General features: G+C 66.4%; 19 protein-coding genes. 17 read left to right on the top strand and 2 right to left on the bottom strand.

Annotated elements, in window-relative coordinates; translation table 11 throughout:
- The first annotated feature begins 3 nt into the window (after window positions 1-3).
- From AC3A6P_RS29730 to AC3A6P_RS29660, 15 genes are all read left to right on the top strand, one after another.
- Complete coding sequence (locus tag AC3A6P_RS29730; RefSeq protein ID WP_487695970.1) at window positions 4-1,992, top strand: hypothetical protein; 1,989 nt, start codon at window positions 4-6, stop codon at window positions 1,990-1,992.
- Window positions 1,989-3,116 carry a hypothetical protein gene (locus AC3A6P_RS29725; protein ID WP_487695969.1) on the top strand — a complete coding sequence of 376 codons (1,128 nt, stop codon included), beginning with the start codon at window positions 1,989-1,991 and terminating at the stop codon, window positions 3,114-3,116. The genes AC3A6P_RS29730 and AC3A6P_RS29725 overlap by 4 nt, the downstream gene beginning before the upstream one ends.
- Window positions 3,113-5,806, top strand: coding sequence for a glycosyltransferase (locus AC3A6P_RS29720; protein WP_487695968.1), 2,694 nt, complete (start codon window positions 3,113-3,115; stop codon window positions 5,804-5,806). The genes AC3A6P_RS29725 and AC3A6P_RS29720 overlap by 4 nt, the downstream gene beginning before the upstream one ends.
- A complete protein-coding gene (locus AC3A6P_RS29715; RefSeq protein WP_487695967.1) occupies window positions 5,803-6,579 on the top strand; it encodes a polysaccharide deacetylase family protein in 777 nt (258 codons plus the stop codon). Before AC3A6P_RS29720 ends, AC3A6P_RS29715 begins: the two co-directional genes overlap by 4 nt.
- Complete coding sequence (locus AC3A6P_RS29710) at window positions 6,579-7,664, top strand: glycoside hydrolase family 113 (protein ID WP_487695966.1); 1,086 nt, start codon at window positions 6,579-6,581, stop codon at window positions 7,662-7,664. Before AC3A6P_RS29715 ends, AC3A6P_RS29710 begins: the two co-directional genes overlap by 1 nt.
- The gene (locus AC3A6P_RS29705) at window positions 7,661-8,812 is read left to right on the top strand and encodes a GNAT family N-acetyltransferase (RefSeq protein WP_487695965.1); all 1,152 of its coding nucleotides are present in this window, start codon (window positions 7,661-7,663) and stop codon (window positions 8,810-8,812) included. Before AC3A6P_RS29710 ends, AC3A6P_RS29705 begins: the two co-directional genes overlap by 4 nt.
- A gap of 28 nt (window positions 8,813-8,840) precedes the next feature.
- Window positions 8,841-9,998: a GNAT family N-acetyltransferase gene (locus tag AC3A6P_RS29700; RefSeq protein ID WP_487695964.1), complete on the top strand. Its 1,158-nt coding sequence runs from the start codon at window positions 8,841-8,843 to the stop codon at window positions 9,996-9,998.
- Window positions 9,999-10,018: 20 nt separating this feature from the next.
- Window positions 10,019-11,215 (top strand): FAD-dependent monooxygenase, encoded by a 1,197-nt coding sequence (locus AC3A6P_RS29695; protein WP_487695963.1) that lies wholly within the window; start codon window positions 10,019-10,021, stop codon window positions 11,213-11,215.
- Window positions 11,216-11,593: 378 nt separating this feature from the next.
- Complete coding sequence (locus AC3A6P_RS29690; RefSeq protein WP_487695962.1) at window positions 11,594-12,310, top strand: LuxR C-terminal-related transcriptional regulator; 717 nt, start codon at window positions 11,594-11,596, stop codon at window positions 12,308-12,310.
- Window positions 12,311-12,700: 390 nt separating this feature from the next.
- On the top strand, window positions 12,701-16,774 hold the full coding sequence (locus AC3A6P_RS29685; protein ID WP_487695961.1) for a Pls/PosA family non-ribosomal peptide synthetase: 4,074 nt from the start codon (window positions 12,701-12,703) through the stop codon (window positions 16,772-16,774).
- Between the two features lie 26 nt (window positions 16,775-16,800).
- Window positions 16,801-17,595 carry a dimethylarginine dimethylaminohydrolase family protein gene (locus AC3A6P_RS29680; protein WP_487695960.1) on the top strand — a complete coding sequence of 265 codons (795 nt, stop codon included), beginning with the start codon at window positions 16,801-16,803 and terminating at the stop codon, window positions 17,593-17,595.
- A gap of 7 nt (window positions 17,596-17,602) precedes the next feature.
- Window positions 17,603-18,376 (top strand): BPL-N domain-containing protein, encoded by a 774-nt coding sequence (locus tag AC3A6P_RS29675; RefSeq protein ID WP_487695959.1) that lies wholly within the window; start codon window positions 17,603-17,605, stop codon window positions 18,374-18,376.
- Window positions 18,373-19,671 (top strand): heparan-alpha-glucosaminide N-acetyltransferase domain-containing protein, encoded by a 1,299-nt coding sequence (locus tag AC3A6P_RS29670; protein ID WP_487695958.1) that lies wholly within the window; start codon window positions 18,373-18,375, stop codon window positions 19,669-19,671. Before AC3A6P_RS29675 ends, AC3A6P_RS29670 begins: the two co-directional genes overlap by 4 nt.
- On the top strand, window positions 19,668-20,432 hold the full coding sequence (locus tag AC3A6P_RS29665) for a BPL-N domain-containing protein (protein WP_487695957.1): 765 nt from the start codon (window positions 19,668-19,670) through the stop codon (window positions 20,430-20,432). The genes AC3A6P_RS29670 and AC3A6P_RS29665 overlap by 4 nt, the downstream gene beginning before the upstream one ends.
- 391 nt (window positions 20,433-20,823) lie before the next feature.
- Window positions 20,824-22,101, top strand: coding sequence for a hypothetical protein (locus AC3A6P_RS29660; protein ID WP_487695956.1), 1,278 nt, complete (start codon window positions 20,824-20,826; stop codon window positions 22,099-22,101).
- 10 nt (window positions 22,102-22,111) lie between these two features.
- Here AC3A6P_RS29660 and AC3A6P_RS29655 read toward each other — a convergent pair whose 3' ends face one another.
- Together AC3A6P_RS29655 and kstD are read right to left on the bottom strand one after the other, a co-directional pair.
- On the bottom strand, window positions 22,112-22,972 hold the full coding sequence (locus AC3A6P_RS29655) for a MaoC family dehydratase (RefSeq protein WP_487695955.1): 861 nt from the start codon (window positions 22,970-22,972) through the stop codon (window positions 22,112-22,114).
- 1 nt (window position 22,973) lies between these two features.
- On the bottom strand, window positions 22,974-24,665 hold the full coding sequence (gene kstD, locus AC3A6P_RS29650; protein WP_487695954.1) for a 3-oxosteroid 1-dehydrogenase: 1,692 nt from the start codon (window positions 24,663-24,665) through the stop codon (window positions 22,974-22,976).
- A 72-nt stretch (window positions 24,666-24,737) separates the two neighbouring features.
- Here kstD and AC3A6P_RS29645 point away from each other — a divergent pair, with 72 nt between their 5' ends.
- Entirely contained in the window at window positions 24,738-25,523 is a 786-nt protein-coding gene (locus tag AC3A6P_RS29645; protein WP_487695953.1) for a 2-keto-4-pentenoate hydratase, read from the top strand.
- Between the two features lie 12 nt (window positions 25,524-25,535).
- Window positions 25,536-26,257, top strand: a 722-nt coding sequence (locus tag AC3A6P_RS29640; RefSeq protein WP_487695952.1) for an acetaldehyde dehydrogenase (acetylating), incomplete at its 3' end; no start/stop codon positions are given.

Genomic DNA, 26,257 nt, shown 5'->3' with positions numbered 1-26,257 from the left:
GTAATGGTGCTGACCGTATCCACCGTCGAAGAGTCGGCCCCCGAACATGTTTCGGGTGCCCACGCTCTCGGTTCCGGCTCACACTGGCGGCGAGCACGGCTGGCGGCCGCCATCGTCATGCCTCCGGTGGGGGCGATACTCGTCCTGTTGTCGTTTCATCACGCGGCCGGCCAGGCCGAACCCGACCAATTACAGTTCGCGCTGTTCTGGGCCGGCTTCCTGGGCGGCATGCTCCCGCTCATCGCCGTGGCCTGCGCAGCGCGAATCGACGGAGTTCTGCGAACAAGCGCGCTCGCCGGCATCGGCCTCTTCGGCATGGTTCCCACGTTGTTGCGCGGCCCGTCCGGTCCCTTGAGCGCTGATGAGTTCGCGCATCTGCGGCAAGCCATCGAGACGTCTCTGCGGGGCGACGTCGGTCACGTCTCCTACCTACTGCCGATCACCAAGGAGTTTCCCGGGCTGCACCAGGCCGTGAGCGCCTTCGCGCGGCTGACCGGACTCCCGTTGTGGCATGCGGGGATGTTGATCATCGTGTTGGCGCACGTGCTGTCGGTCCTGGCTGTCTACCAGCTGGTGCGGGCACTCGGCGTCATCGCGCCGGCAGCAGCCGCGGGTGCGGTCTTCTACACGCTGAATCCGTCCTGGGCCTACTTCGATACCGCGGTCTCCTACGAGAGCCTGGCGCTTCCGATGCTGCTGTGGTGTCTGGCCGTCACGATCGGTGCGTGCCGATGTGCCTCACGCCCGGGTCCGCGGTACATCACCGCCATCGCACTCTGCGCCGCGACACTGCCCATCGTCCACCATCTCACCACGATCATCCTCTGCCTGATCATCGGCGCGCTGATCGCGGTCGAGCTGCTCTGCCGTAGAGTCCTCAAACGCCTTGGCACACAGCGGGAGCGGATCTGGCCCTTGGCGTTCGCGGGGTTCTGCCTGACCGCCTCGATCGCCTTCTGGTGGTCCAACAAGTATGAATGGCTGGTCACCTACCTCAGCCCGGCGCTGACCCGCGGCGGGGCTCAGCTGACCGATCTCACCGGTCTCGGCGATCAACCCGAGGCGGCGCAGACGGGGGAGCGCGCGCTGTTCAGCGGGGCGGAGAATCCGCTTTACGAGCTGGTGGCGGGTTTCTTGTTCCCCGTCCTGGCGCTACTGGTGTTCCTGATCGGGATCGCGGTGCTGTGGCGGCTCCGGCACACGCTGGGGTCCTTCCCGTGGGCTTTCGCCGCCATCGGCGCGATGTACTTCGCCAGTCTGCCGATGGTGCTGACCAAAGGCGGCGCCGAGGGTGCGCACCGCTCATGGGCGTTCAGCTTCATCGGCTTGGCTGTGGTCTGTGGAATCGCCACGGGATACGTTGTCACACACCATTTTCCTCGCGGCGTATTGGGCCGACCGGCGGCCGGGGTGACGGCCGCGGGTGTCGTACTCGTCGTCATGTCGATCGGCGCGGCGTCGGTGGGATCGAACGTTTCCACACGATTTCCCGGGCGCCCCAACGTCGGTGACGACATGAGGTCGGTCTCGCAGGAAGGTGGCGCGGTCACAGCCTGGATGGAGGCGCGGACAGCTGTGGACACGCCCGTCATGGCTGATCGGTATGTGTCTCAGCAGCTCGGGTCGGTCGGACGGATGGCCACCTTGTCGCCCAGCGTCACGTTCCCGATCTGGGATCTGTACATGAGTGCCGAACCTGTGCGCCCCGATGTGCTCCAACAGGTCCTCGACGCCGAGATCCGATACTTCGTGGTCGACGCACGGATGTCGACGACCCGGCCGAGGCTGGGTTTCTGGTTCACCGTGGACGAACCGGGCGTCGACGGCACCGAGCCGTATCCGCAGTCGGCGCTGGACCGATTCAACTGCCTGCCCTGGTTGCACGCCGTCTACGCGGCGGGTCCCTTGACCGTCTACCAGGTCGACGCCGAGATGCTCCGCGCCACCATCCCGACGGGGATGGCCGGTAGCTGCCGAACGGACGCGCCATGACGAAACCGACCTACCTCGAGATCGATACGCGCGATCGCGATGACGCCGATGCGCGCTATTTCGAGATGCTGCGGGACCGGTTGCCGCGGCGGCGCGTTCTCGGCGCATCCGCATTGGGCGTCAGCTGTCTGGCGGTGGCCCAGTGGCTCTACACCTGGCAGATGGCTCCAGCTCAATCGGATCTCGACGCCCTGGCGTGGCGGACGTCGATCGTGCTCGGCTTGATAGGTATCTGGTTGGTACCGGGTCTGTGGCTGTGCGCCGTGATGATTCGGTCCGGAGTTGGGCTGCCGGCCTGGCTGGCCACCCGGATCGGCGCGACGCTGGCGTGGTACGCCCTCGTGGGTCCCGTTGTCCACCAGATCTCCGGGGGCGCACGGGTCACCACAGGTGTTCTGGTGGGCACGACGGTGGCGGCCACCGCCGCGGTGTGCCTGGGCGTGGCGTTGGGTCTGCTTCGCAGACCGGTGGAAACCAGGGCGCGCACCATACTGGCGCTGGTCGTCGGAGGGTTGTGCGCGCAAGGGGTGATGTGGACGGCCATGACGCTGTGGCCCTTCGACGCCGACCACAGTGCGCTGCGCGGACTCAACTGGCTGATCGTGCTGGCGTGCGCGGTGTTGACGGCGGTCGGGATGCGCCGCCGTCCGCAGCTTCCGGCACTCCGAAGCCGGCGCCACACCAGGATGATCGTGGTGTCGGTGGTGATGATCGAGATGACCGCCGCGATCCTGCTGGTGGCCGGCGGGAAATGGTCTCCCCAGCAACGGATGCCGTCAGCGTTCAGCGCCGAGCAGATCGTCGGGCCCACCGGTGAGTACGACCTCGCCTTCGCACTGACCGCGATCAGCCCGGAAGGGGCCGAGTTGATTCAACGAGCGGATTTCCACGCATTCGACGACACCGGCGCTGTGGTCCCGGCCCGGATACTCGCGGAGTTCACCCAGCACACCGCCGATCATGTGGTGCTCCTCGTGATCCTCGATCCGATCAGTCGACCTCTGTTGTGCAGCAGCGTTTCTCATGTCGATGGACGGACCAGCCCGGCCAAACTGACCCTCCGGGACGCCACGTCCGGCCTGCTGGTGCAGGGTGTCATCGCGCCGCAGTGGTGTGAACAATGACGGCGCAGACGACCGCATCCGGGGCGGTCACGTCGCAGCCGGCCGACAGCGCCCACCAGGCAGGGGGGCGGGGGCTGGTGGGCAACAGCGTTGCCCTACTGGCCCTGATCCCGGTCAGTTCACTGCTCGGGTACCTGTTCTGGATGGCCTGTGCGCGCCACGTCTCGGCCACCGCGGTGGGCACCACGAGCACGGTGATCTCCGCCATGACGCTCGTGGCGATCCTCACCGCCGCCGGCTTCGAACCACTTCTGACGCGACTGCTCCCCGGCGCCGATGCCCGAGAACGCAGCGGCTTGTTCAGCACCGCCCTGGTTCTCACCGCGGCCGCTTCGTCGGGCGGTGGAGCTGTCGGAGCGCTGCTGCTGCCCGACTCGGTGCACACCGCGGTCGGAACCGGTTGGCTGGTCAGCTTGTTGGCCGTGGGATCGGCGGGTACGGCCCTGCTGCTCGTGGTGAACGCGGCGCTGTTGGGGGTTCGGCGGGCGGAACTGTCGCTGCTGGGCACCACGGTGGCCAGCCTGTCGCGACTCACCGCAGTCGGCGCGCTCCTGAGTGTGGGCCTACTGGCGACCGCAGCCGACACCGCTGCGGCGCGCACGATTCTCACGGTGTGGGTGGGTTCACTCGCCGTGTCCCTGTTGCTGTCTCTGCGGTTGTTCGCCCGCGCCACACCCGGATTCAGGTTCCGTCCGGGGACCATCTGGCTGACCCGGTTACGGGGTGCGGTGGCGTGGGAGCACCTGGCCACCCTGGGCACGCGTTCACCCGACTTCGCGATGCCGATCCTGGCTGCCGCGATGTTCCCCGCCGACCAGGTCGCCTACCTCGTGATGGCCTGGATGGTCAGCGGAGCTTTTGTCTCGGTGTCCACGGCGATCACGAACGCGCTGCTGGCCGACTGCGCCGATCGTCCCGAACAGCTTCGGGCGCAGGTGAATCGGGCCCTGTGGATGATGGCCGCCCTGGTCACCGTCCCGGTGATCGTGACCAGCCTCCTCGCGTCCGAGATCCTCGGGTTGTTCGGCGCCGACTACGCCCAGCACAGCACACTCCTGGTGGTGCTGCTGTTGTCCGCCTTCCCTGTCGCGGTGATCGAGTTGGCGGTGACCATCCTGCGGGTGCGCCGCAAGCTGGCCGAGGTGGCTGCGATGACGGTGACCGACGCGCTTCTCACCATGACGCTGGCCTGGCTGCTGATGTCGCACTTCGGCATCCTCGGGGCGGGCCTGGCCACGCTCGGTACTTCCCTGATCGTCGCCACCACGGTCGCGGCCATCGCCTTCCGGCGGTCGCGCGCACAGCAGCGCCCCTCCGCTGTCCCCGCCGTCGACGCGCAGGCATCGTCTGCGCCGCTTTACATGTCATGCCGGCGTATGCGGCCCGCAGAGGGCGAGCAAGGTGCCCGCCGTCTACGCGTCCTGCACGCCACGGACAGCTTCCTGCCGAACGTCGGTGGTCTCGAACTGGCCATCGCGTCGCTGGTGCGGTTCCAGGCCGCGCAGGGCTATTCGGTGGCCATCGCCACCGCGCCGCACCCGGACGCCGCAGACCGACAGGACACCGACGGTGTCCAGGTGCACCGGTTGACGATGGCGATGGCCTCGGTGCCCGGAGCCTACGCAGATCGCAACCGTCTGTTCTTCCCGCCCGTTCCGGACCCACTGTTCGCCCGGTCATTCGCAGAACTGATCCGGACCTTCAAACCGGACGTCATCCACACGCACGGCTGGATCCTGTACAGCGTCCTGGGCGCCGCGAAGCGAGCGGGAGTGCCCGTGGTGGCGACCGCGCACGACCACAGCCAGGTGTGTGCCACGAAAACGATGCTGTACCAGGGAAACAGCCTGTGCACCGGTCCGGGGCTGCGGAAATGCACGAGCTGCGCCTCGGGCCACTATGGGTTGAAAGGGATCCCGCTGGCTGCCGGCCTGTACGAGATCGGCTCTCGCCGACACCGCGAGGTGGCGCAATGGATGGCCGCGTCGTCGGCGCTGGCGGCGCGCGGTTCGGCGCCCCGCCCCGCCGACCACCGGCCGGTCGAGGTGATCCCGACCTTCATCGAAGACGACCTCCTGAGTCTCGCCACTGACGAACGGACCGCGGCGCGACCGGCTTTCGTACCGCCGGAGGGCCCCTACCTGTTCTACGCGGGCGCGCTGGGCACACACAAAGGAGTCGATGTCCTGCTCGACGCCCACACGATGCTCGCGGCGAACGGTGTGGACGTGCCACTGGTTCTTGCGGGGCTGCCGCGCCCAGACTTCCACGTCGAGGACCGTCCGGGCGTCTCGGTGGTCACCCACGTTCCGCATGCCGACGTGGTGGCGGGTTGGCGACACGCCGCCATCGGCGTGGTGCCCAGCCGGGTCCCCGAGGGTTTCGGACTGGTTGCCGTCGAGTGCCTTGCTGCGGGTACCCCCTGCGTGGTCTCTGCGCTCGGCGGGCTGTTGGACGTCGTGGCAGACGGTGTCGAGGGCTTGCACGTCCCTCCCGGTGACGCCACGGCACTGGCCGGTGCGCTGCAGATCCTGCTGAAGGACGAACCACTCCGGACGCGGCTCGGCGGTGCCGGGCCCGCGAAGGCGGCGCAGTTCACGCTCTCGCACGTGGCGCCGAGGGTGGAGGCGGTGTACCGGCGAGTGATCGATTCTGAGTCGACAGCTGTGGGGGAGAGGGCGCAAGCATGACCGCTTTTACCAACACCCGCGTTGGCGTCGGGCCGGGTCTGGCCACGATGCCGCTCGTCTTGATGTACCACTCGGTCGCACCGGAGCGTGAGGATCCCTACGAGGTCACCGTCTCGCCGCAACGGTTCGAACAGCAGATGCGCTGGTTACACTCCAGGAAGCTGCAGGGTGTTTCCATGGCGGCGCTGGTCGATGCTTCGGCGGCGGGGCACGGGCGCGGACTCGTCGGCCTCACCTTCGATGACGGTTACCGGGACTTCCTCACCGAGGCGATGCCGGTTCTGGACCGGTTCGGTTTCACGGCAACCGTTTTCGTGTTGACCGGACGGTTCGGCGGAAGTAACGACTGGGATCGGCCCGGCCCGGAGAAGGCGCTGCTGACCGACAGCGAGGTCCGGCACATCGCGGCATCGGGGATCGAGATCGCGTCACACGGGGTCAACCATGTCGCGCTGGGGTCGGGCACCGACAGTGCCGTGCTCGCGACCGAGGTCCACCACAGCAAGGCTGCGCTGGAGAATCTGCTGGGGCAGCGGGTGCGAGGCTTCTGCTATCCCTACGGCAGCGTGGACACCCGCGCGGTCGGCGCGGTACGGGATGCCGGTTACGACTACGGGTGTGCCATCTGGCGGTCCACCGAGATCGGCCGCCATGCGATCCCGCGCACCTACATCCACAACGGGGACAGTCCCTGGCGGATGGACGCCAAGCGGTTGGTTTCCGCCTTGACCGTCCGGAACCGCTGGGCCCTACGACGCGGGGGGACAAGCTGATGTGGGAAAAGCTGAAGTGGCACCATTCGACGGCTGAACCGACGAGCGGCCGGTACCGGCGGGACCGATTCCTCTGGGCACCGGTTCTTTCCGTACTGGTGGCTCTCGCCGGTGTCGCCTACGCGATCACCGCGGGACCTGCCCAGGGTGAACCCGGGCCGACACAACGCGGCTTCGCGCTCCCGACCTGGGAAGCAGCGGGATACGACGGACCCCAGGTGTCGGCGGCATTCAGCGAGGTATCGGCGGTGGGCGGGACGTGGGTCCAGCTCAATCCCACCTGGTACCAGAACTCGGTCGGCGCGAGCCAGATCGCGCGGACGTCGCGGACAGCCGGTGACGCCGGCCTGGAACGGGCGATCACGCTGGCGCATGCGCAGGGGTTGAAGGTGTTCCTCAAACCCCATGTCGACTTGGCCGACAACGGGTCTCGCTCCCAGATCGCGCCTGCGGACCGGCCGGCATGGTTCGCCTCGTACACCACGTTCATCACTCACTATGCGTCGATCGCGGCGCGTATGGGTGTCGAACAGTTTGCGGTGGGCACGGAACTCGCCTCGGTTTCCGACGATCGCGACGCATGGGTGCAGGTGATCGCGGCCGTGCGCGCGCAGTATCGCGGGACACTGGTGTACGCGGCCGACCCCGGTGAGTACGCAGAGGTGCCGTTCTGGGACGCCGTCGACCTGATCGGTATCGATGCATACTGGCCGCTCAGCACCTCACCGACCACGGATGTGGCTGCCCTGCAACAGGCCTGGGTCCCCATCAGATCCGACCTGGCCGCTTTCTCCGCCCGCAACGGGCGCCGGATCCTGTTCACCGAGGCCGCATACACCAGCCAACAGGGCACCACCACCCGACCCCACGACTGGACCATCAGCGGTACGCCGAACCAGGCCGAGCAGGCCGCCGCGTACGAGGCCTTGCTGTCCTCCTTCAGCCAGGAGAGTTGGTGGGCGGGGGTGTACTGGTGGGTGTGGAGTGCATTGCCCGACGACGGTAGTGGCGAGCCGCTGGGCTTTCCCATCAGGGGCAAGGCTGCCGAGCAAGTGGTTCGCGATTGGTGGGCGAGAGCACGATGAGAGTCAGTGTGGTGCATCCCGGTGAACTCGGTCAGACCGAGATCGATGCATGGCGCCGTATTCAGAAGATGACGGCCGAGCTCGACAATCCCTTTCTATCAGTCGATTTCGCGTTGAGTGTCGCCCGGGTGCGACCGCATGCGCGTACCGCGGTTCTCACGGAAGGACCCGATATCGTCGGGTTCTTCCCCTACGAGCGGCGTGGACTGGGGCAAGGGGTGCCTATCGGGGCGGGGTACAACGATTTCCAAGGCGTGGTGCACGTACCGGGGCTGGACTTCGACGCGCGCGAGCTCCTGCGGGCCTGTGGGCTCGCGGTGTGGGACTTCGACCACCTGGCCCCGGGGCAACGCCCCCTCGAGATGTACCGCAGTACGCGGGTCGCCTCTCCGGTCATGGACTTCTCCGCCGGATTCGCGCCTTATCTGGCCTGTCTACAGGACAATTCGACCACCTTCCGGGGCGTGCTGCGAAAGCAGCGCAAACTCGCACGTGAGGTCGGAGATCTGCGGTTTGTGTTCGATTCACCTGACCTGGGTGCCCTGCACACACTGATGGGATGGAAATCGGCGCAGTACCTGCGCTCCGGATGGTCGGATCGATTCGCGAAGCCCTACATCGTGCAGTTGGTCGAGCATCTCCTCGACACCAGATCCGACAACTTCTCCGGCGTCTTGTCCATGCTCTATGCGGGCGACGAACCCGTGGCCGGTCACTTCGGGATGCGCACCGACCGGACCATGGTGCTGTGGTTCCCCGCTTACGACGCCCGCTTCGGCCGGTACTCACCCGGTTTGATCATGAACCTGCTGCTCGCCGAGGGTGCGGCTGACGCCGGGGTCCAGTGCCTGGACATGGGCCCTGGCGGTGAGCCGTACAAAGACGTGTTCAAGAGCCGCGACGTGATGGTCGGCCAGGGGCATGTGGTCCGGCGGTCACCGGGAGCCGCGTTGCACTGGGCCAAGCGCACGCCCTCGGCACGGCTTCACCGGTTGATGGAGGACAATCCGTCGCTGCACCGGGTCGCCAAACGCGCCCGAGCCGGCTACCTGCGCGCGGACGCGTCCGTTCGACGCCGGGTGGGCACCGTCACGCCCGTGGAACACAGGGGAACTCACGATCGAGTGGTGGACCGCGCCGAGGTCTGACGGCCACGAGTAACGGGGGAGAAGAGGCATGCAGATCACCGTTGTACGCCCGGAGGAACTCGGGGAGGGCGAGTTGTCGATCTGGCGGGGATTCCAGCGGTCTGAACCAGCGCTGGCCAATCCCTTTCTGGCGCCGGAATTCACCTGCGCCGCGGGTCGGGTACGCCGTCAGACCAGAGTGGCTGTGCTGGCCGATGGCGGGCGCATCGTCGGCTTCCTCCCCTTCGAGCGTCACGCGCTGGGGGTCGGGGTGCCGGTGGCTCCGGGCGTGAACGGGTGCCAGGGGTTGGTCCATGAAGCGGGCTTGGAATGGGACCCGCAGCAGCTGATGCGGGCGTGCCGCTTGGTGGTGTGGAAGTTCGATCGGTTGTTGAACGCGCAGCGGCCGTTCGTCGCCTACCACCAGTCGGAGCTCCCGTCGCCGATCATGGACGTCTCAGGCGGGTATGACGAGTTCCTGTCCCGCCAGCGCGCCAAGGCCGCGGCCGCGGACCACAAACACCGCGGGGTGTCGCTTCGCGAACTGGCGACCAAGGAACGTCGCCTGGCCCGCGACGTCGGCGAACTCCGCTTTGTTCTCGACTCCACCGACCCGCGAGCTCTGCACACCCTGATGGCGTGGAAATCGTCGCAGTGCCAGAGGACGGGGGCCATCGATGTGTTCTCCAGGCGCTGGGTCATGCAGCTCATGGAAGAGCTGATGGGTTGCACCACAGATTATTTCGCAGGATTACAGTCGGAGCTATATGCCGGTGATCAACTGGTGGCACTGCATTTCGGGTTGCGTGCCGGGCCGGTGCTGGCGGGTTGGCACCTGACCTACAACAGGGAACTGCCGAAGTATTCGCCCGGATTGATCCAGATACTGCAGCTTGCGCGGTCGGCAGCAGATGCCGGCATCGAGCGAATCGACATGGGCGCGGGCGCAGCGAGTTACAAGGAGATGTTCAGCAGCGGTGAGGTCATGGTCGCGGCCGGAGAAGTGGTCAGACGTTCGGCTGCCTCGGGGCCCCGGATGGTCCGGTACGCCTCGGAACGTTCACTGCGGCGGTTCACCCGGCGGCATTCTGCGCTGTTCCGGGCCGCACAGAGTGTGCGCACTCAAGGTGCCCGCATCGATTCGTACGTGCGCCGTGGGATGGGGGGTCGGCCGGCGAGCCGCTCCGAAGCAGGGTCGGTCAGATGACCGCTCGGAAAGGACGACCGATGAACATCGTGTGCGTGGGAGGTGGGCCCGCCGGGCTGTACTTCGCGACTCTGATGAAACGACGAAACCCGAGTGGCGAAGTCACCGTTCTGGAGCGCAACGAGCCAGGCTCGACATACGGCTGGGGCGTGACGTTCCTGCCCTCGCTGTTGGCCGAGCTGCAACGCAGCGATCCATCGCTGGCCTCGGAGTTGCGCGCCCACTCTTTCCGGTGGACCGACACCGCTGTCGACTTCGATGGCGTCCAGACCCTCACCCACGGTGAGGAGGGCTTCAGTATCAGTCGACGCACACTGGTCGACCTGTTGGCGAGGCGGGCCACCGAGGCAGGCGTCGACGTGCGTTTCCGTACCGACGCCGACCCGCCCGAACTGTCGACTGCCGACCTGATCGTGGCCTCCGACGGCGCGGGCAGCCGGCTGCGCAGAGAGCACGTCGACGGTTTCGGCACCCGGGAAGTGATGGGGGACAACAGGTATGCATGGCTGGGTGTGAACAAGGTGTTCGACGCGTTCACCTTCGCGTTCGCCGACACTGAATCCGGCCCGATCTGGTTCTACGCGTATGCCTTCGACAACCGGACCAGCACAGTCATCGTGGAGTGTTCGTCCCGGACCTGGACCGGGCTGGGCTTCGACAGGATGACGATGGACCAGAGTGTCGCGGTGTTGGGGGACATCTTCCGGCGGCAGTTGGGCGGGCTCCCCCTTCTGATCGGTGGAGCTGATCGCGGGGACGCGCGCTGGCTCACCTTCCGGACGGTGACCAACAGGCGATGGCATCACCGCCGCACCGTTTTGCTCGGAGATTCGGCGCATACCACGCACTACAGCATCGGCGCGGGCACCATGCTCGCTTTCGACGACGCGATCTGTCTGGCGGAAAAGCTCTGTAAGGAAACGGATCTGGAACTGGCGCTGAGCGGATACGAAACGGAACGCAAGGCGGCGATTCTCCCTTTGCAGGGATGGGCGCGGCGGAGCGCAGGATGGTACGAAGATCTCACCCGGTACACCGATCTGCCCGCGGACGCTTTCTCGGCGTTGCTGCTCAAGCGTTCTTCGCCGATTCTCCCTTACGTCCCGCCCCGGTTGTACTACCGGCTCAACCAGATCTCGGAAAGATCGGCCGCCCTGGAGAGTCTCCGCGCCCGGTTGGCCCGACCGTTGGTGCGTTCCGGTGGAACTGCCGCGTGAGCGTTCTCGGAATCCGGTCTGTCGCAACGGTGGTCAGCAAATCGTTTGGGCTGGTCCTGCGGCATTGCCTCCTGGCTTCGGGGGTTAGCCAGGAAGCGTCGCCGGTTCTGACAGAACAAGGCCCCAACGCGCGCCTGAGCTTTGCTGAGAGGGTCCCGGGGGTTCGCCGGCGGTCTCGGCTCGACGGCGGCGGGCAAGAAACAACGACGGACCGTGATGCTGGCCAACGCAAGGATCAAGACCCCGGCATGCGGTATCCGGCTGACAATGCCCTGGTTTCGTGAGCACAATGGGCACGTTTGCACCGGACGGGAGTCACCCGTTGGAGGGTGATATGGGGAAGACTATGCGCGCTGACTGGGAAACTCGGCAACAGTCATGACCGCCGAGAGGTCGGCTGCGGCGGCCGCGTTCAACCGGGTGACTTCCGATGAGAGTCCGGCTGATTGGGAATGCGTGTTGCTGATCGTCGACGACTGTACGCTTTATCGGGAGAACCTGGCCGCGGTGATCTCCGCAAACGGCTGGGCGACACCATGGTTCGCCTGGGATCTGCCGACGCTCTACGAGGTGTTGACCGAGCATTCACCCAATCTGGTGTTGGTCAATCTCGATACGCGTGACAGTGCCATGCTCCTGCAGGCGACACTCGAGATCAGCCCCACCACGGCGGTGGTGGTGATCGGCGCCTCTGACGACGAGGCCGGCATCGCCGCGTGTGCCGAGGCCGGCGCCGCCGGGTACCACTTGCGCAGCGAGTCGGTTGACGAGCTGCTCGCCCTCATCCGACGCGTTGCGGACGGTAAACCTGCACATTCTCCGAGAGTCTCGGCAGTCCTGCTGCGACGCCTGTCCGCGCTTGCCGCGCAGCGCCGTGTCGTCACCAAGAAGTTGGTTCTCACTGCCCGTGAGGTGGAGGTACTGCGACTGTTGGAGATGGGGCTGTCCAACCGGGACATCGCCGCGCATCTGAGCATCGCGGTGCACACTGTGAAAAACCATGTACACAGTGTTTTGACCAAACTGGGGGTCAGCACCCGGTCCGAAGCGGCGGCGCGGTTCCGCACCCTGCGGCTGGCCGAGCTCGACACCTGACCCAAGGGTCCGGGTCAGAGTGCCCAATCGGGTGCCCGCAGAAGGCCCGTCGGCGGGCTGCCGGTCACCGACGGACGAACGGTCCCCTTCGATACCAGCTACGTTGGCGTATCGGCCCAACTGCGGTCGGCTCGTGCGGTTTTCGACCACGCCGGCCACCCACAATCGGAACTAGATCCGCACTTTCGAAGATTGGATCTAATGGCCCATGTACTAACAGTCGCCGTCCATTGATAGTGAGTGACATGCCGGGCGGAATTCGCTGCCGGCGGCTGGTGCCGCCGGTGTTCAGACCACTGTCCGGCGACCGGGGGCGGAAGACCGGCTGGGGTGAGCCGAAAGTGGTTGACCAACAGTGGTCTTCGAATCGCTAGGGGGGGAATCGATCAGATGACATTGAGTGTCTACGGGTTGGAGGCGCCCGCGGCTGATACCGCTGTGGTGGACCTGGTTCCGCGACGGATGCATCAGCTGTTCGAGCGCAGTTGTGCTCGTGAACCGGCACGCGTAGCGGTCGAACACGACGGTGGCACCGTCACCTATGGCCAACTCGACTCGATGGCGAACCAGTTGGCGCACTACCTGCGCCGGCGGGGCGCGGGCCCGGGCTCCCGGGTTGCGGTGTTCTTGGCGCGCTCGATCTCGACGTATGTATCCCTGTTGGCGGTGGGCAAGGCAGGCGCGACCCTGGTGCCGATCGACCCGGCCGCGCCGCAGGAGCGGGTGGGCTACATCGTGGGCGACGCCGAGGTGGAGGTGGTCATCACCACCTCGGACCTGGCCCCCGCCACCGAAGGGTCGCCCTGCGGGGTCGTGTTGATCGACACCGAAGCCGCCGAGATTGCCGGCTGCCCGGACACCCCGATCGAGCTCGCGCCTCCCACCGAAGACGAGATCGCCTATGTCATGTTCACCTCGGGATCCAGTGGGCGCCCCAAGGGCGTGATGGTCTCCCAGGCCAGCATCTGCAACTTCTTGTCGGTGGTGCCCGAGGTGTACGACGTACGGCCGGATGACCGGGTGTATCAAGGCATGACCATCTCGTTCGATTTCTCCATCGAGGAGATCTGGCCGACCTGGGTCCGGGGAGCAACGCTTGTCGTGGGACCGACCGATTCCCGGCGCCTGGGTGGTGAGCTGGCCGACTTCCTGGAAGACCGCGGCGTCACGGTGCTGTATTGCGTTCCAACATTGTTGGCGACGCTTCCGCGCGTGCTGCCCTCCATCCGGTCGGTGCTCGTCGGTGGGGAGGCGTGCCCCGCGCAACTGGTCAACCGGTGGGCCGACCCGGGTCGCCGGATGCTGAACACCTACGGGCCCACTGAAGCCACCGTGACCGCCACCGTGGGGCAGCTGATCCCCGGGCGGACGGTGACCATCGGGCGTCCCCTGCCCACGTATTCGGTCGTGTTGCTCGACGAGCAGCGGGTGCCGGTACCCGACGGTGAGATCGGAGAGATCTGCATCGGTGGTCCCGGTGTCGCACTCGGTTACGCGGGCCGGCCGGATCTGACCGCGGACCGGTTCATCGAACACGAGATGGCTCCGCCGGGCAGTCGGCTGTACCGGACCGGAGACCTCGGCCGGATCGATGCGGACGGAAACATCGAATACCACGGTCGCGCCGACGCCGAGGTCAAGATCCGGGGGCACCGCATCGACCTCGGCGAGGTCGAATCGGTGTTGATGGAGGATCCGCTCGTCGCGGAGGCGGTGGTCACCGCGGTGGCCGCGACCCCCGGGGGCGCTGCGGAAACGCTGGCAGCGTTTGTCGTCCAGGCCGAGGGCGACATCGAGGAGACCGAACTGGCGCAGCGTTTGCATGAACGGATGCGGCGCAAGCTTCCGCCCTACATGGTGGCCGCGACAGTCGATGTACTGCCCGAACTCCCGACCATGCCCAGTGGCAAGGTGGACCGCAAGCGCCTGCCCGAGCCGGCCGGACACCGCTTCACCGGTGGCGGTCCCCTGGTTGCCGCGGAGACGCCGACCGAGGAACGGGTGGTGGCGGCCTGGGCTCAGACGCTGGAGGTGCCCGCCGAGTCGGTGTCGGTGGAGGCGGACTTCTTCCGCGACCTCGGTGGTCACTCCCTGCTGGCGGCGCGAGCGGTGTCCCGGCTGCGGGAGGCCGGTTTCGTGTCCGCCGCGCTGCGTGACATCTATCAGAATCCGACCGTGCGGGCGCTGTGCAGGTACCTGTCCAGCGGGCCGACCGCGGCAAGCACCCGACCGGGCCCCCTACGGCATCCGTCCTGGGCGGTCGGGGCCGCGGGTGCCATCCAGATCGTGGTGCTCTACCTGCTGTTCTTCGTCATCACGGTGCCGGTGGCCTACGTGTACACGGTCAACGACGGTTACGCGACCGTGGTGGTTCTCGTCGAGCTGATGGCGGCGATCCTGCTGACCTATGTGGCGGTGCGGTGGGTGCTGCCGTTGATGTTCGTCCGCGTGCTGCTCTCCGGGATCAGGCCCGGGCGCTATCCGCTGTGGGGGTGGACGTATCTGCGGATCTGGACGTCGAGCATGCTGCTGGGCGTCGCGCCGCTGCCGGTGCTCAGTGGGTCGCCGTTGGCCGCCGGGTACCTCCGGTGGCTGGGTGGCTCGATCGGCCGGGGAACTCATCTGGGGTCGAGCGCGCTGGCCATGCCCACGATGCTGCGCATCGGTGACGGGGCCTCGGTGGGATATGGAGCGACGCTGAGGCCATGGCGGGTACAGGACGGTTGGGTGTTGGTCCAGCCGATCACGATCGGCGCCGGCGCTTTCGTCGGCGCCCATGCCGTGCTCGATCCGGGGGCCACCGTGGAAGCGGGTGGAGCGTTGGGCGAGCAGTCGTTGCTCGTCGGTGACGCGACGGTGCCTTCCGGGCAACGGTGGGCCGGTTCGCCGGCGGCCCAGGTGTCCGAACTCTCGCAGCCGGTGGAACACCTGCTGCGCGGTGCACCGAATCCCCGGGCGTGGCCGGCTCGGCTTCTCATCGCGACGGTCATCGGCCTGGTAGGTCTGGAACTGGCGGTCATCGCGATGATCGCGCCCACCGTCATGGCGGTGTGGGCGGTACTGCTGAACTGGGGGATCCTCGCCGGGCTGCTCATCACGCTGCTGGCCGGACCCATCTTCGTGATCACCGTGTGCGTCATCGTCGCGGTCGGGAAGCGACTGATCCTGCCGAGGTTGTCGCCCGGTACATACTCGGCGCGCTCGGCGCTCGGTGTCCGCAAATGGATCTCGGACAAACTCCTCGAGACCAGTCTGGACTACACCAACTCGCTCTACGCCACGCTGTACACCGTGCCGTGGATGCGTCTGCTGGGCGCGAAGATCGGCCGCGGTTCGGAGATCTCCACGGCCGGTCACCTCGATCCCGATCTGTTGCGGTTGGAGGACGAGACCTTCATCGCGGACATGGCCAGTGTCGGGTCGGCCACGTTTGCCGGCGGCCATCTGTCCGTAGCGCCCACGGTGATAGGCCGACGTTCGTTCATCGGCAATGCGGCGGTCGTGCCGGCCGGCTCCTGCATCGGGGAGAACTGTCTGCTGGGGGTGGCGACGGTACCTCCGCCGGGCGGCATCCCGTCGGGGACGTCCTGGCTGGGCTCACCCGCGATCAACCTGCCGGCCCGGCAGTTCAGCGGGAACTTCGCCGAGTCCGAGACATACCGTCCGTCAAAGGAACTCGTGCGGCACCGTCTTGCGATCGAGTTCGTCCGCGCCACGCTGCCTGCTTCCCTGCTGGGCATCAGCACCTATCTGTTCCTGTGGGTGTTGTCCGAACTCGCACGCGGTCGCGATCTGCTGTGGCCGGCGTTGTTGTCGCCCTTCATCGCGGCAGGCTGTGCGCTCGCGGTGATCGGCTACTGCGCCGCCGTGAAACGAAACCTCATCGGTGCGTATGCCCCCAGGGTGGAACCGTTGTGGAGCAAGTATGTCCGGCGCTCGGAACTGGTGACCGGCCTGTACGAAGCCGCGGCGGTCCCTGTCGGTTTGGGCCTTCTGATCGGCACGCCGATGCTGCCGCCGGTGCTGCGATGGTTCGGCGTGTCCGTCGGCCGGCGCGCCTGGGTGGGCACCACCTACATCACCGAGTTCGATCTGGTCGAGATCGGAGACGATGCGGCAGTCGGAGTCGAGGCGTCGTTGCAGACCCACCTGTTCGAGGACCGGGTGATGAAGATGTCCAAGCTCAGTATCGGTCCGGGCGCCAGTGTGGGGAACCGGGCAATTGTGTTGTACGACAGCACGATCGACCGCGACGTGGCGCTGGATTCGCTGTCGCTGTTGATGAAGGGTGAACACCTCGCGATCGGGACGCACTGGGGTGGGATCCCGGCGCAGAGCCGCGGCGACACCGCGGGTGAACCCACGCGACGGCCGCCAACTCGGTTGCGGTGGCACCGCGCCGGCCCGGGGGCCCACCGGCGGCGGCGGCAAGGGGATCAGGCTCGGGAGACGGTATCGCTGTGAAAAACTCTGTGGGGGAGGAAAATTCGATGAACACGCACCTGCTGGTGTCGGACACGCGGCACTATCAGATCGAGTACGAGATCAACCCGTACATGTCCGTCGGAGATCAACCGGATTCGGCACGCGCAGCAGCCGAACACAGCTCGATCATCGAAGCGCACCGTGCGGCCGGCCGGAGAGTCGACTACCTGCCCTCGGTCATCGGATGTCCGGACATGGTGTACACCGCCAACACCGCAGTCGTGGTGGGTGACCGGGCCGTCCTCGGACAACCACCCGTGCCCCGACGTCCGGAGGTCCCACACGTGGGCCGGTGGTTGCGCGGGCGGGGTTACGACGTCATCGACGCACCCTATGCCTTCAGCGGCCAGGGGGATGCGTTGCGATGCGGGTCGATGCTGCTCGCCGCGTCAGGGCAGCGTACCGACATCCGGATGCACGCGGTGCTCGCCGAGCATCTCGGCCTGGAGGTGGTGGCGCTGGCCACCTCGGGTCCGCTGTGGTACGACCTCGATCTCGCCGTGGCGGTGATCGACGCGCCGCAGACCATCGCGTACTGCCCGGAAGCGCTCGACGAACTCAGTGTCTACACCCTGCACGGGCTCGGTCTCGACCTCATCAAGGTGAACGTGGACGAGGCGGCGAACTTCGCGCTGAACCTCGTCAGTGACGGTACGACGGTGACGATGACGTCCGGCGCGCCGGCACTTGCAGCTGATCTGCGCGACCGCGGGTTGCGTGTGATCGAACTCGACACCACCGAGTTGCGCAAGGGCGGCGGCGGAATCCGTTGCACGGCGCTGACTCTCGGCACCAAGTAGGCCAACGATGATCTCACTGACCCACCCCGTACGGCGGTACACCCGATCACGAGGACCGCGCCGCAGTCGTCGGGAGGCCGGCGGCCGGCCCACCCCGAGCCCGGTTGCCTTGATCTACCGCGGGCCTGCGTCCTCACCGGGATGCCCCGAAGCCGCCGCGGATCTGTTGTCCGCCAGCGGTCTCGACCTGCAGGTTGCGTTCGTCGGGCCGAAAGAGAAACGCGCGCTGAGCCCGGCGTCCTTCGCCGACGCGACTCTGTACGTCCAGCCCGGCGGCCCCGACCTCGACGACGCATACCGTCACCTGCGCGCGCACAGCAGGATGATCAGGGGCTTCGTCGCCGGCGGCGGACACTATCTGGGCATCTGCCTCGGCGGCTACCTGGCCGGTACCTCACCGGGTTTCGCGTTGATCCCCGGCGACAGCGATCAGTACATCAAGTCACCCTCCGCGACGGTCCACACCGAGGAGGACGCCATCGTGGAAGTGAATTGGCGAGGGTCGCGCCGCGCGATGTACTTCCAGGACGGCCCCTGCTTCCAGCTCGATCCCGAAGTCAAAGTCACTGTCCTGGCCAGATATCCGAATGACACGGTTGCCGCCGCGGTGAACAGGTTCGGTAACGGCCGGGTGGGGGTGGTGGGCCCGCATCCCGAGGCCGGCGAGGATTGGTTCACCGACGTCGGTCTGCCGGATCCCGGTCACCGGAGTTCGGCCGCGGCGAATGCCCGTGGCCGGGACCTGGGTCTGGACCTGCTCAACGAGATCATGCGCCCATGACGACCACCCTCGATTCGGTACCCCCCGCGGTCACCGCGCCGCACCCCCGCGCGGCGCCGGCGGCCGACCACCGGCCGAAACTGCGCTTGCACGGTGTCGACGCGGCGCGTGGTGTCGCGCTGATCGGAATGATGGTCATCCACGTGCTACCGGATCAGAACCCCGCAACGGGCGGCCCCGCCTGGACGTATGTCGTCAGCGCGGGTAACGCCTCGGCGCTTTTCGCGGTGCTCGCGGGGGTGTCCATCGCGTTCACCACCGGTCGTTCCCGGGTGGGACTCGACCGGGTGCCCGGAACGGTGGCTTCGCTGATCGCGCGTGCCGCGGTCGTGGGCTTCATCGGGTTGGCGCTCGGTTACACCGATGCCGAATTGGCCTCGGTGATATTGCCCTATTACGCACTGATGTTCATCCTCGCGATCCCGCTGGTGTTTCTGCCGACCTGGGCCGTGGCGTTGACCGGGTTCACGTTCGTGTTCGGGTCACCGGCACTGACGTTCCTGCTGATCCCCCATCTCCCGGTTCCGCAGGAAACGACACTGAACCCTGGATTCGACGATCTGTTCACCCGCCCACTGCAGCTGTTCTCGGAGCTGATGGTGACCGGCGAGTTTCCGGCACTGACGTGGATAGCCTATGTCTGTGCGGGTTTGGTGATCGGCCGGCTCACGTTGTCGTCCAGCCGTACCGCCTCGCGGCTGTTGGTCGCCGGGTGCGTGGCGGCCGCGCTGGCGCAGGTGGCCTCGGGCCTGTTGCTGTATCGCTACGGTGGGCTGCAGCACATCTGGTCGGCGGCCGACACCGCCACCGCCGATTACACCAGAGAGGTGCTGACCTACGGCGGCGACGGAACTCCGCCGTCGGGTACCTGGTGGTGGCTCGCGCTTGTCGAACCGCACAGCGGCACGCCGCTCGATCTGGTGTCGACCATCGGTATCGCGGTCGCGGTGTTGGCCGCGATCCTGTTGCTCGACCATGTCACCACGCCGTTGTTCCGGATGAGTGCCGGACTGGTCTCCTACGCGCTGGCCGCCGCCGGGAAGATGACGCTGACGTTCTACACGCTGCATGTGATGTTCATCAATTCGATTCACGACACCTACGTTCCGACAACCAGTTTGGTGCTGCAGGTGATCGCGGCGATCGTGCTCGGCATCGCGTGGCAGGCCAGTGCCGGCCGCGGCCCGCTGGAAGCATTGACCGCCACGGTCACCGGCCGCGCCAAGCGGTTCGCCATTCGCGTGACGAAGAAGGCGCCGCGCCCGACCGTCACCCCGGGGGAGGTACATCCGTGATCACTCGACGCAGGTTCGTCACCGGTGCGGCGGCCTCCATCGCCCTGCTGATCGGGGCGAGCGCGGGGACGATGGCCGCGAACCTGTCGGCGTCGCCCGCCCGCGCCGCGGTGTACCGCGGACGTGGTGCCGGGTCGTGTGACGGATGTAGTGAGGCCGTCGCCCGACTGCTCGGGAGCAGCCCCACCCCGCTCGAGGTCGAGTTCATCGGGCCCGACGAGGCGCGCGATGTCAGCCCGGAAACCTTGAGCGGCATGCTGCTGTACGCGCAACCGGGTGGCGGCGATGTCAGCTCGGCGTGGAACCATCTGCGCCATGATGCGGACACCATTCGGCAGTGGGTGCTGGGTGGTGGAAACTATCTCGGATTCTGTCTGGGCGCCTATCTCGCCGGCGCCGACCCGGGATACGGTCTGCTTCCCGGCGAGGTCTACCGCTATATCGATTCACCCAATGCGTCCGTCAGCACGGACGACTACACGACGGTGATGACGGACTGGTCCGGCCAGGCCCGCGAGATGTATTTCCAGGACGGGCCGGCGTTCTCGCTGGCACCCAATGCGCCCGCGACGGTTCTCGCCACCTATCCGGGCGGGGAGGCAGCCGCTGTGGTCGCCTCATACGGCCGCGGCCGAGTGGGTCTGGTCGGTCCGCATCCCGAGGCGGACCTCGCGTGGTTCAGCCCCTCAGATGCCGACCCTCACAAGGCCATTCATCCCGAGCTGGGGCACCGGTTGATCGAACAGACGCTATTCATGTGACTCCGTAAGTGCTTTCTCTGGCAAACTTTTGCGAAATCAGATCGAGGGTCGCTCTGAGCGCCGGGTCGATCGACTGCCTGCCGTCGCGCCTTTGCTGTCCACCGAGGCCCCACAGTTGAATTGAATACTTGATTTTGATTGTTACGCAGGCATTTAAGGCCAGTGCACCGGAATGAGTTCGATGTGTTACCTGTGTGGTACCGCGAAACAGCAACCTGCGTTTCGCCGACGTTAGGCGCATGTAAATCGCATGTTGACGCTGTTACAGCAACGGCATATGCTGAGGATGAACTGCGATGAAGCACAGCTGCCAGTAACGATTGGTTCGCATCCGCGAAACAACCAGCGGCGCAACGTCTGTTGCTCACGCCACGGACTTGGGGAGGTCCTGATGGTGGATCAGACTATCGGTACGCACGGACAGGCGTCGGCCCCTCGGGGGGAGGAGCAGCCGGGCCGGGGAAGTATCCGCGACGCGATCGTGGTTGCCGGCGGCATCGCATTTGCGGCGTCGCTCGGGTTCTCGATGATCACCGGAAGAGTCCCGGAATTGTATGGCCAGCGCGATGTCATCGGTCCCTATCCGGGACAGCAGAGCATCGACCAGTCCCAGACCGTGAACGCGGAGGGACGCAAGGCGATCTTCGGTTGGGACCTGTGGACCGACGCTCAACCGTTGGCGCTCAGGCAGATCGTGTTCGAATCACTGTCGGGGCCCGCTCCGGCGGTGGCGGAATTCCTGGGTTTCCTTCAGCATGAACTCGCCGAGCAGGCGCACATCGAACTTGCCGCTGTCTCTGAATTCTTCGCCGCGGCACAAGCACTCGAGTTTGCGGTTTCGCCCATCAACGGCATCTATCCGGCCCTGCCCTTCAGCCCCGGCGGCGGTGGCGGGTGGACGGGAGAAGGTGCGGTACCGTTCTTCTTCCAGTGGCCGACATGGTTGCCGGTACCGTCATGGCTGTGGCTGCCGCCGTGGGTGAAACAGTCGGCGACACCATGGGTGCCGCCGGCGCCGCCGCCCACGACGGGAATGACCGTGCTCTCCGGGCCCGTGGCGCCGTACGCGCCGGCCCCAGCTGCACCCCCGGAAACCGCGGCTCCGCCCGCACCCCCGGCTGCGCCACCACCACCCCCGCCGCCGGACCCGGCTCCGGTGAACCCCGAGCCTGTCGCGTCGGCGCCCGAACCGGCCCCGGTGGCCGTCGAGCCGCCCCCGGCTGAGCCTCCGAGTGTCGAGGTGCCGGTCTCGAACGTCGTCATCGATCTCGGCACCACCTCGCCGAGTACCCCAGATGCCCCACCCCCGAGCAGTGAGCCGGAGCCTGTGGTCGCGGCGCCGCAGGAACCCTCAGGGGGCGACACCATCGGCGGCGGCATCGGCAACGACGGTTCCACCGACAATGACTCCGGCAGCGGCATCGGTGACAACACCGGCGCTGACAACAACAACTCGTCCGGCGGCGGGTCGGCCGGGGCGGGGCCGTCCGGCTCCGACGGTCAAGACAACAGCGGCTCCGGAAACAACAACGACAACAACGAGTCCAACAACAACGAGTCCAACAACAACGAGTCCAACAACAACGACTCCAACAACAACGACTCCAACAACAACGACTCCAACAACTCGGGCGGCGACGGAGGCGGAGGAGGTTCCGCTGGGGTGTGACCTCGAGAGGTCAGGCGGGCGTCAACTCCACGTCGGACAGCACCGCGGCGTCGTCGCGGCCGGGCGCCACCACGTTGGCCACGAAGCGGCCGTCTTCCTTCCAGACGCGCGCCCTGAGGGTCTCGCCGGGATAGACGACGCCCGCGAAGCGCGCACCGTATGAGCCCACGGCGGCGGCGTCACCGTCGAGTAATGCGTCGGTGATGGCCTTGCAGGTCATGCCGTAGGTGCACAGCCCGTGCAGGATCGGTCTGGGAAAGCCTGCTGCAGAGGCGAAGTCGGGATCCGAGTGCAGCGGATTGCGGTCACCGCACAACCGGTACAGCAGCGCCTGCTGCGGCAACACCGCGATGGCCAGCTCGAGATCCGGTGCTCGCTCTGGGGTGACCTGTGTCCCTGACGGGCCCCGGTCACCGCCGAAACCGCCCTCGCCCCGCGCGAAGATAGAACGCTTCTGCGTCCACAGCAGCGTGCCATCGGGCGCGGTGACTTCTGTCTCCGACCAGATGACGGCGGCCTTGCCCTTGTCCCAGATATCGGTGAACCTGGTCACGGCGACACCGGTGCCCGACGGCGGAATCGGTGCCGGCGCGGAGATGCCTTCGCTGGCGTGCAGCACCTTCGACAACTCGATGTCGATACCGGGGAAGTTCACCGTCGGCGGCGTGGTCATGTGGAAGCTCTGGGCCACGTTGCCGAACGTCGGCAGGACCTGTGGGGTGTCGTCCACCAGGTACCTCAGTTCGCGGGGATCCAGCGGGTCTGCTCCGGCCCCGAGCCCGAGGTGGTAGAGCTGGATGTCGCTGCTGGTCCAGGAGAATTCGACCGGCGGCAGCGCCGCGCCCAGGGCAACGTCGAGATCGATGGGCATCTCAGGCCTTTCCGGCGATGTGCAGTGCCGCCAAATACCCGAAGGTCATGGCGGGTCCGATGGTGCCGCCGGGGCCGGGATAGGTGTGGCCCATCACGGGTGCGCTGACATTACCCGCGGCATACAGACCCTCGATGACCGAACCGTCGTCACGCAGTGCGCGACCGTGCACGTCGGTGACGACGCCGCCCTTGGTGCCCAGGTCGCCCGGCACCATCTTGGCCGCGTAGAACGGTCCGTGGGTGATCTCACCCAGATTGGGGTTCGGCTTGTTGGTGGGATCGCCGTAGTAACGGTCATAGGCGCTCTCGCCGCGGTGGAAATCCTGATCCACTCCGGAGCGCGCGAAACCGTTGAACCGTTCCACGGTCTCGGCGAACGCGGCAGCGGGCAGCCCCGCCTTCTCGGCCAGCTCCGCCAGGGTATCGGCTTTGACGATGACGCCGGAGTCCAGCCACTTGTTCGGGATCCGTTGCCCGGGTTGCAGGCCGGCGAAAATGTAGCGGTCACGGTACTGCTGGTCGAACACCAGCCACGCGGGGATGTTCTCGCCCGGCCCGGGGCCTTGCCCGTACTGGCCGCCATACATGTGATGGCAGGCTTCGACATACGGCATAGATTCATTCATGAAGCGCTTGCCCGCCATGTTCACGATGATGGAGCCCGGGGAGTTGCGCTCCGACAACGCGAACCAGGGTGCGTCGACCAACGGAACCGTCGGCCCCCACCACGCGTCCTCCATGACATCGAGTGCAGCGCCCAGCTTTTCGGCCGCCAGGATGCCGTCACCGGTGTTGGCCTTGGCCCCGACGGTCCACTCGGTGGTGATGGGGGCGCGTTGGTACTTCACCCGCATCTGTTCGTTGTGCTCGAAGCCGCCACTGCCGAGTATCACGCCCCGGCGGGCCCGGATCAGTTCGGGCTCAGCGGATTCCGGGGCATTGGTGTCGCGGACGTAGATTCCGCGTACCACCCCGTCCTCGACATGGAGGTCGGTGAACGCGGTGTTGAGCCGTACCGGGACACCGGCCTGCTGCAGGCCGATCCGCAGCGGGGCGATCAGCGCGCGGCCCATTCCGACGAGGTTCTTGCCGGTGGCCTTGGCCCACATGGTGCGCCCACCCACCTTGAGGCTGCGCAGGACGCCACGTGGGTGTCGTTTCAGTTGGTTGAGCCGAACGTAGTCCTGTTGCATCACCACCACGTTGAGCGGCACCTTGCCGTACGGCGGTTCGAGACCTGCCAGGTCCGCACCGAGCTTCTTGGCATCAAAGGGTTTGGGTTCCACGGAGCGCCCGGTCGGCTTGCCGCCCGCGGTCTCGGGATAGTAATCGGAATACCCGGGCACCCAGCACAGCTTGAGCGGCGAGTGCTTGAGTACGAACGAGAGCATCTCCGGCCCTCGCTCCAGGTAGGTGTCGATCTTCTCGGCAGGCACCACGTCACCGATGATGGCGTGCAGGTAGGTGCGGGCGTTCTCCGCGGTGTCGGAGACACCGGCCCGCTTGAGAATCTCGTTGTTCGGGATCCACACACCACCCCCGGAACGCGCGGTCGAACCGCCATAGTGCGGGGCCTTCTCAACAACTAGTGTTGACAGTCCCTGGTGGGCGGCGGTGAGGGCGGCGACCATGCCTGCGCCGCCGCTCCCCACCACCACTACGTCGAATGCAGCGCACTCCTGACCCGTCATGTAGAACACGTTATAGAATTGCCCGGGCTGCGAACAACTGCCCCGGTCAAACAAGTGAGGGGAATTCACGAAATGCTGGGTGAACAGACCCGCGCGGAGTTGGCCGCCGACCTGGCGGAAGCCGAGCGCAGTCGGGTGCCGATCGATCCGTTGACCAGTGCCCATCCGGATATCGACGTCGTCGACGCCTATGAGATCCAGCTGATCAATATTCGGCAGCGGGTGGCCGAGGGCGCCAAGGTGATCGGTCACAAGGTGGGTCTGTCCAGCGAGGCCATGCAGAAGATGATGGGCGTCGACGAGCCCGACTACGGTCACCTGCTTGAAGACATGGCGGTGTTCGAGGATGTGCCGGTCAAGGCGGCCAAGTACCTGTACCCGCGGGTGGAGGTGGAGGTCGGGTTCATCCTGGCCGACGATCTGCCGGGTGCAGGCTGCACCGAGGACGACGTGCTGGCGGCGACGGCGGCCTTCGCGCCGTCGATCGAGTTGATCGACACCCGGATCAAGGACTGGAAGATCAAACTCTGCGACACCATCGCCGACAACGCGTCGTCGGCGGGCTGGGTGCTCGGTGCGCAGCGGGTGTCTCCCAAGGATGTGGACATACGAGCCATCAACGCCGAATTACGGTGCAACGGTGAGGTGATCGCCGAGGGACGCAGTGATGCCGTGCTGGGTAATCCGGTGACGGCCGTGGCGTGGTTGGCCCGCAAGGTCGATCAGTTCGGCGTCCGCCTGCGCGCGGGTGATGTGGTGTTGCCGGGCTCGTGCACCAGGGCGATAGATGCACATCCCGGTGACCATTTCATCGCGGACTTCACCGGGTTAGGTTCAGTAGAGCTGACTTTCGAATAGCGAGGGAAACACATGCCCGATAAGGCGACAGTGGCGATTGTCGGTTCCGGCAACATCAGCACCGACCTGCTCTACAAGCTGTTGCGCTCCGACTGGTTGGAGCCGCGGTGGATGATCGGCATCGACCCGGCCAGTGAGGGCTTGGCACGGGCCCGCAAGCTGGGATTGGAGACCAGTCACGAGGGGGTGGACTGGCTGCTGAACCTCAGTGAGAAGCCGGATCTGGTGTTCGAGGCCACCAGCGCGTACGTGCATCGTGATGCCGCGCCGCGGTATGCCGAGGCGGGCATCCGCGCCATCGACCTGACCCCTGCCGCGGTGGGCCCGGGCGTCATCCCGCCGGCGAACCTGCGCGAACATCTCGATGCCCCGAACGTCAACATGGTGACCTGTGGTGGACAGGCCACGATCCCCATCGTCTACGCAGTGTGTCGCGCTGTCGTCGAACAGGGGGGAGTGGTGCCGTATGCGGAGATCGTCGCGTCGGTGTCTTCGGCGTCGGCCGGTCCCGGTACCCGGGCCAACATCGATGAGTTCACCAAGACCACCAGTGCCGGTGTGCAGAACATCGGCGGCGCTCAGCGGGGCAAGGCCATCATCATCCTCAACCCCGCCGATCCGCCGATGATCATGCGCGACACCATCTTCTGCGCCATTCCCGAAGACGCCGACCGTGATGCCATCGCGGCGTCCATCCGGGACGTGGTGGCCGAGGTGCAGACGTATGTGCCCGG

It is taken from the genome of Mycobacterium sp. Soil_C_30, from assembly GCF_057656995.1.
Note: the sequence above shows the minus strand (reverse complement) of the source record. Positions and strands in the feature narration are given on the sequence as shown.

Coding starts and splice junctions, on each gene's coding strand:
- AC3A6P_RS29675 (WP_487695959.1), top strand. CDS start 17,603: ATGATCTCACTGACCCACCCCGTACGGCGGTACACCCGATCACGAGGA.
- AC3A6P_RS29680 (WP_487695960.1), top strand. CDS start 16,801: ATGAACACGCACCTGCTGGTGTCGGACACGCGGCACTATCAGATCGAG.
- AC3A6P_RS29720 (WP_487695968.1), top strand. CDS start 3,113: ATGACGGCGCAGACGACCGCATCCGGGGCGGTCACGTCGCAGCCGGCC.
- AC3A6P_RS29655 (WP_487695955.1), bottom strand. CDS start 22,972: ATGCCCATCGATCTCGACGTTGCCCTGGGCGCGGCGCTGCCGCCGGTC.
- AC3A6P_RS29705 (WP_487695965.1), top strand. CDS start 7,661: ATGAGAGTCAGTGTGGTGCATCCCGGTGAACTCGGTCAGACCGAGATC.
- AC3A6P_RS29690 (WP_487695962.1), top strand. CDS start 11,594: ATGACCGCCGAGAGGTCGGCTGCGGCGGCCGCGTTCAACCGGGTGACT.
- AC3A6P_RS29725 (WP_487695969.1), top strand. CDS start 1,989: ATGACGAAACCGACCTACCTCGAGATCGATACGCGCGATCGCGATGAC.
- AC3A6P_RS29645 (WP_487695953.1), top strand. CDS start 24,738: ATGCTGGGTGAACAGACCCGCGCGGAGTTGGCCGCCGACCTGGCGGAA.
- AC3A6P_RS29660 (WP_487695956.1), top strand. CDS start 20,824: ATGGTGGATCAGACTATCGGTACGCACGGACAGGCGTCGGCCCCTCGG.
- AC3A6P_RS29730 (WP_487695970.1), top strand. CDS start 4: ATGGTGCTGACCGTATCCACCGTCGAAGAGTCGGCCCCCGAACATGTT.
- AC3A6P_RS29685 (WP_487695961.1), top strand. CDS start 12,701: ATGACATTGAGTGTCTACGGGTTGGAGGCGCCCGCGGCTGATACCGCT.
- AC3A6P_RS29715 (WP_487695967.1), top strand. CDS start 5,803: ATGACCGCTTTTACCAACACCCGCGTTGGCGTCGGGCCGGGTCTGGCC.
- AC3A6P_RS29695 (WP_487695963.1), top strand. CDS start 10,019: ATGAACATCGTGTGCGTGGGAGGTGGGCCCGCCGGGCTGTACTTCGCG.
- AC3A6P_RS29710 (WP_487695966.1), top strand. CDS start 6,579: ATGTGGGAAAAGCTGAAGTGGCACCATTCGACGGCTGAACCGACGAGC.
- AC3A6P_RS29700 (WP_487695964.1), top strand. CDS start 8,841: ATGCAGATCACCGTTGTACGCCCGGAGGAACTCGGGGAGGGCGAGTTG.
- AC3A6P_RS29670 (WP_487695958.1), top strand. CDS start 18,373: ATGACGACCACCCTCGATTCGGTACCCCCCGCGGTCACCGCGCCGCAC.
- kstD (WP_487695954.1), bottom strand. CDS start 24,665: ATGACGGGTCAGGAGTGCGCTGCATTCGACGTAGTGGTGGTGGGGAGC.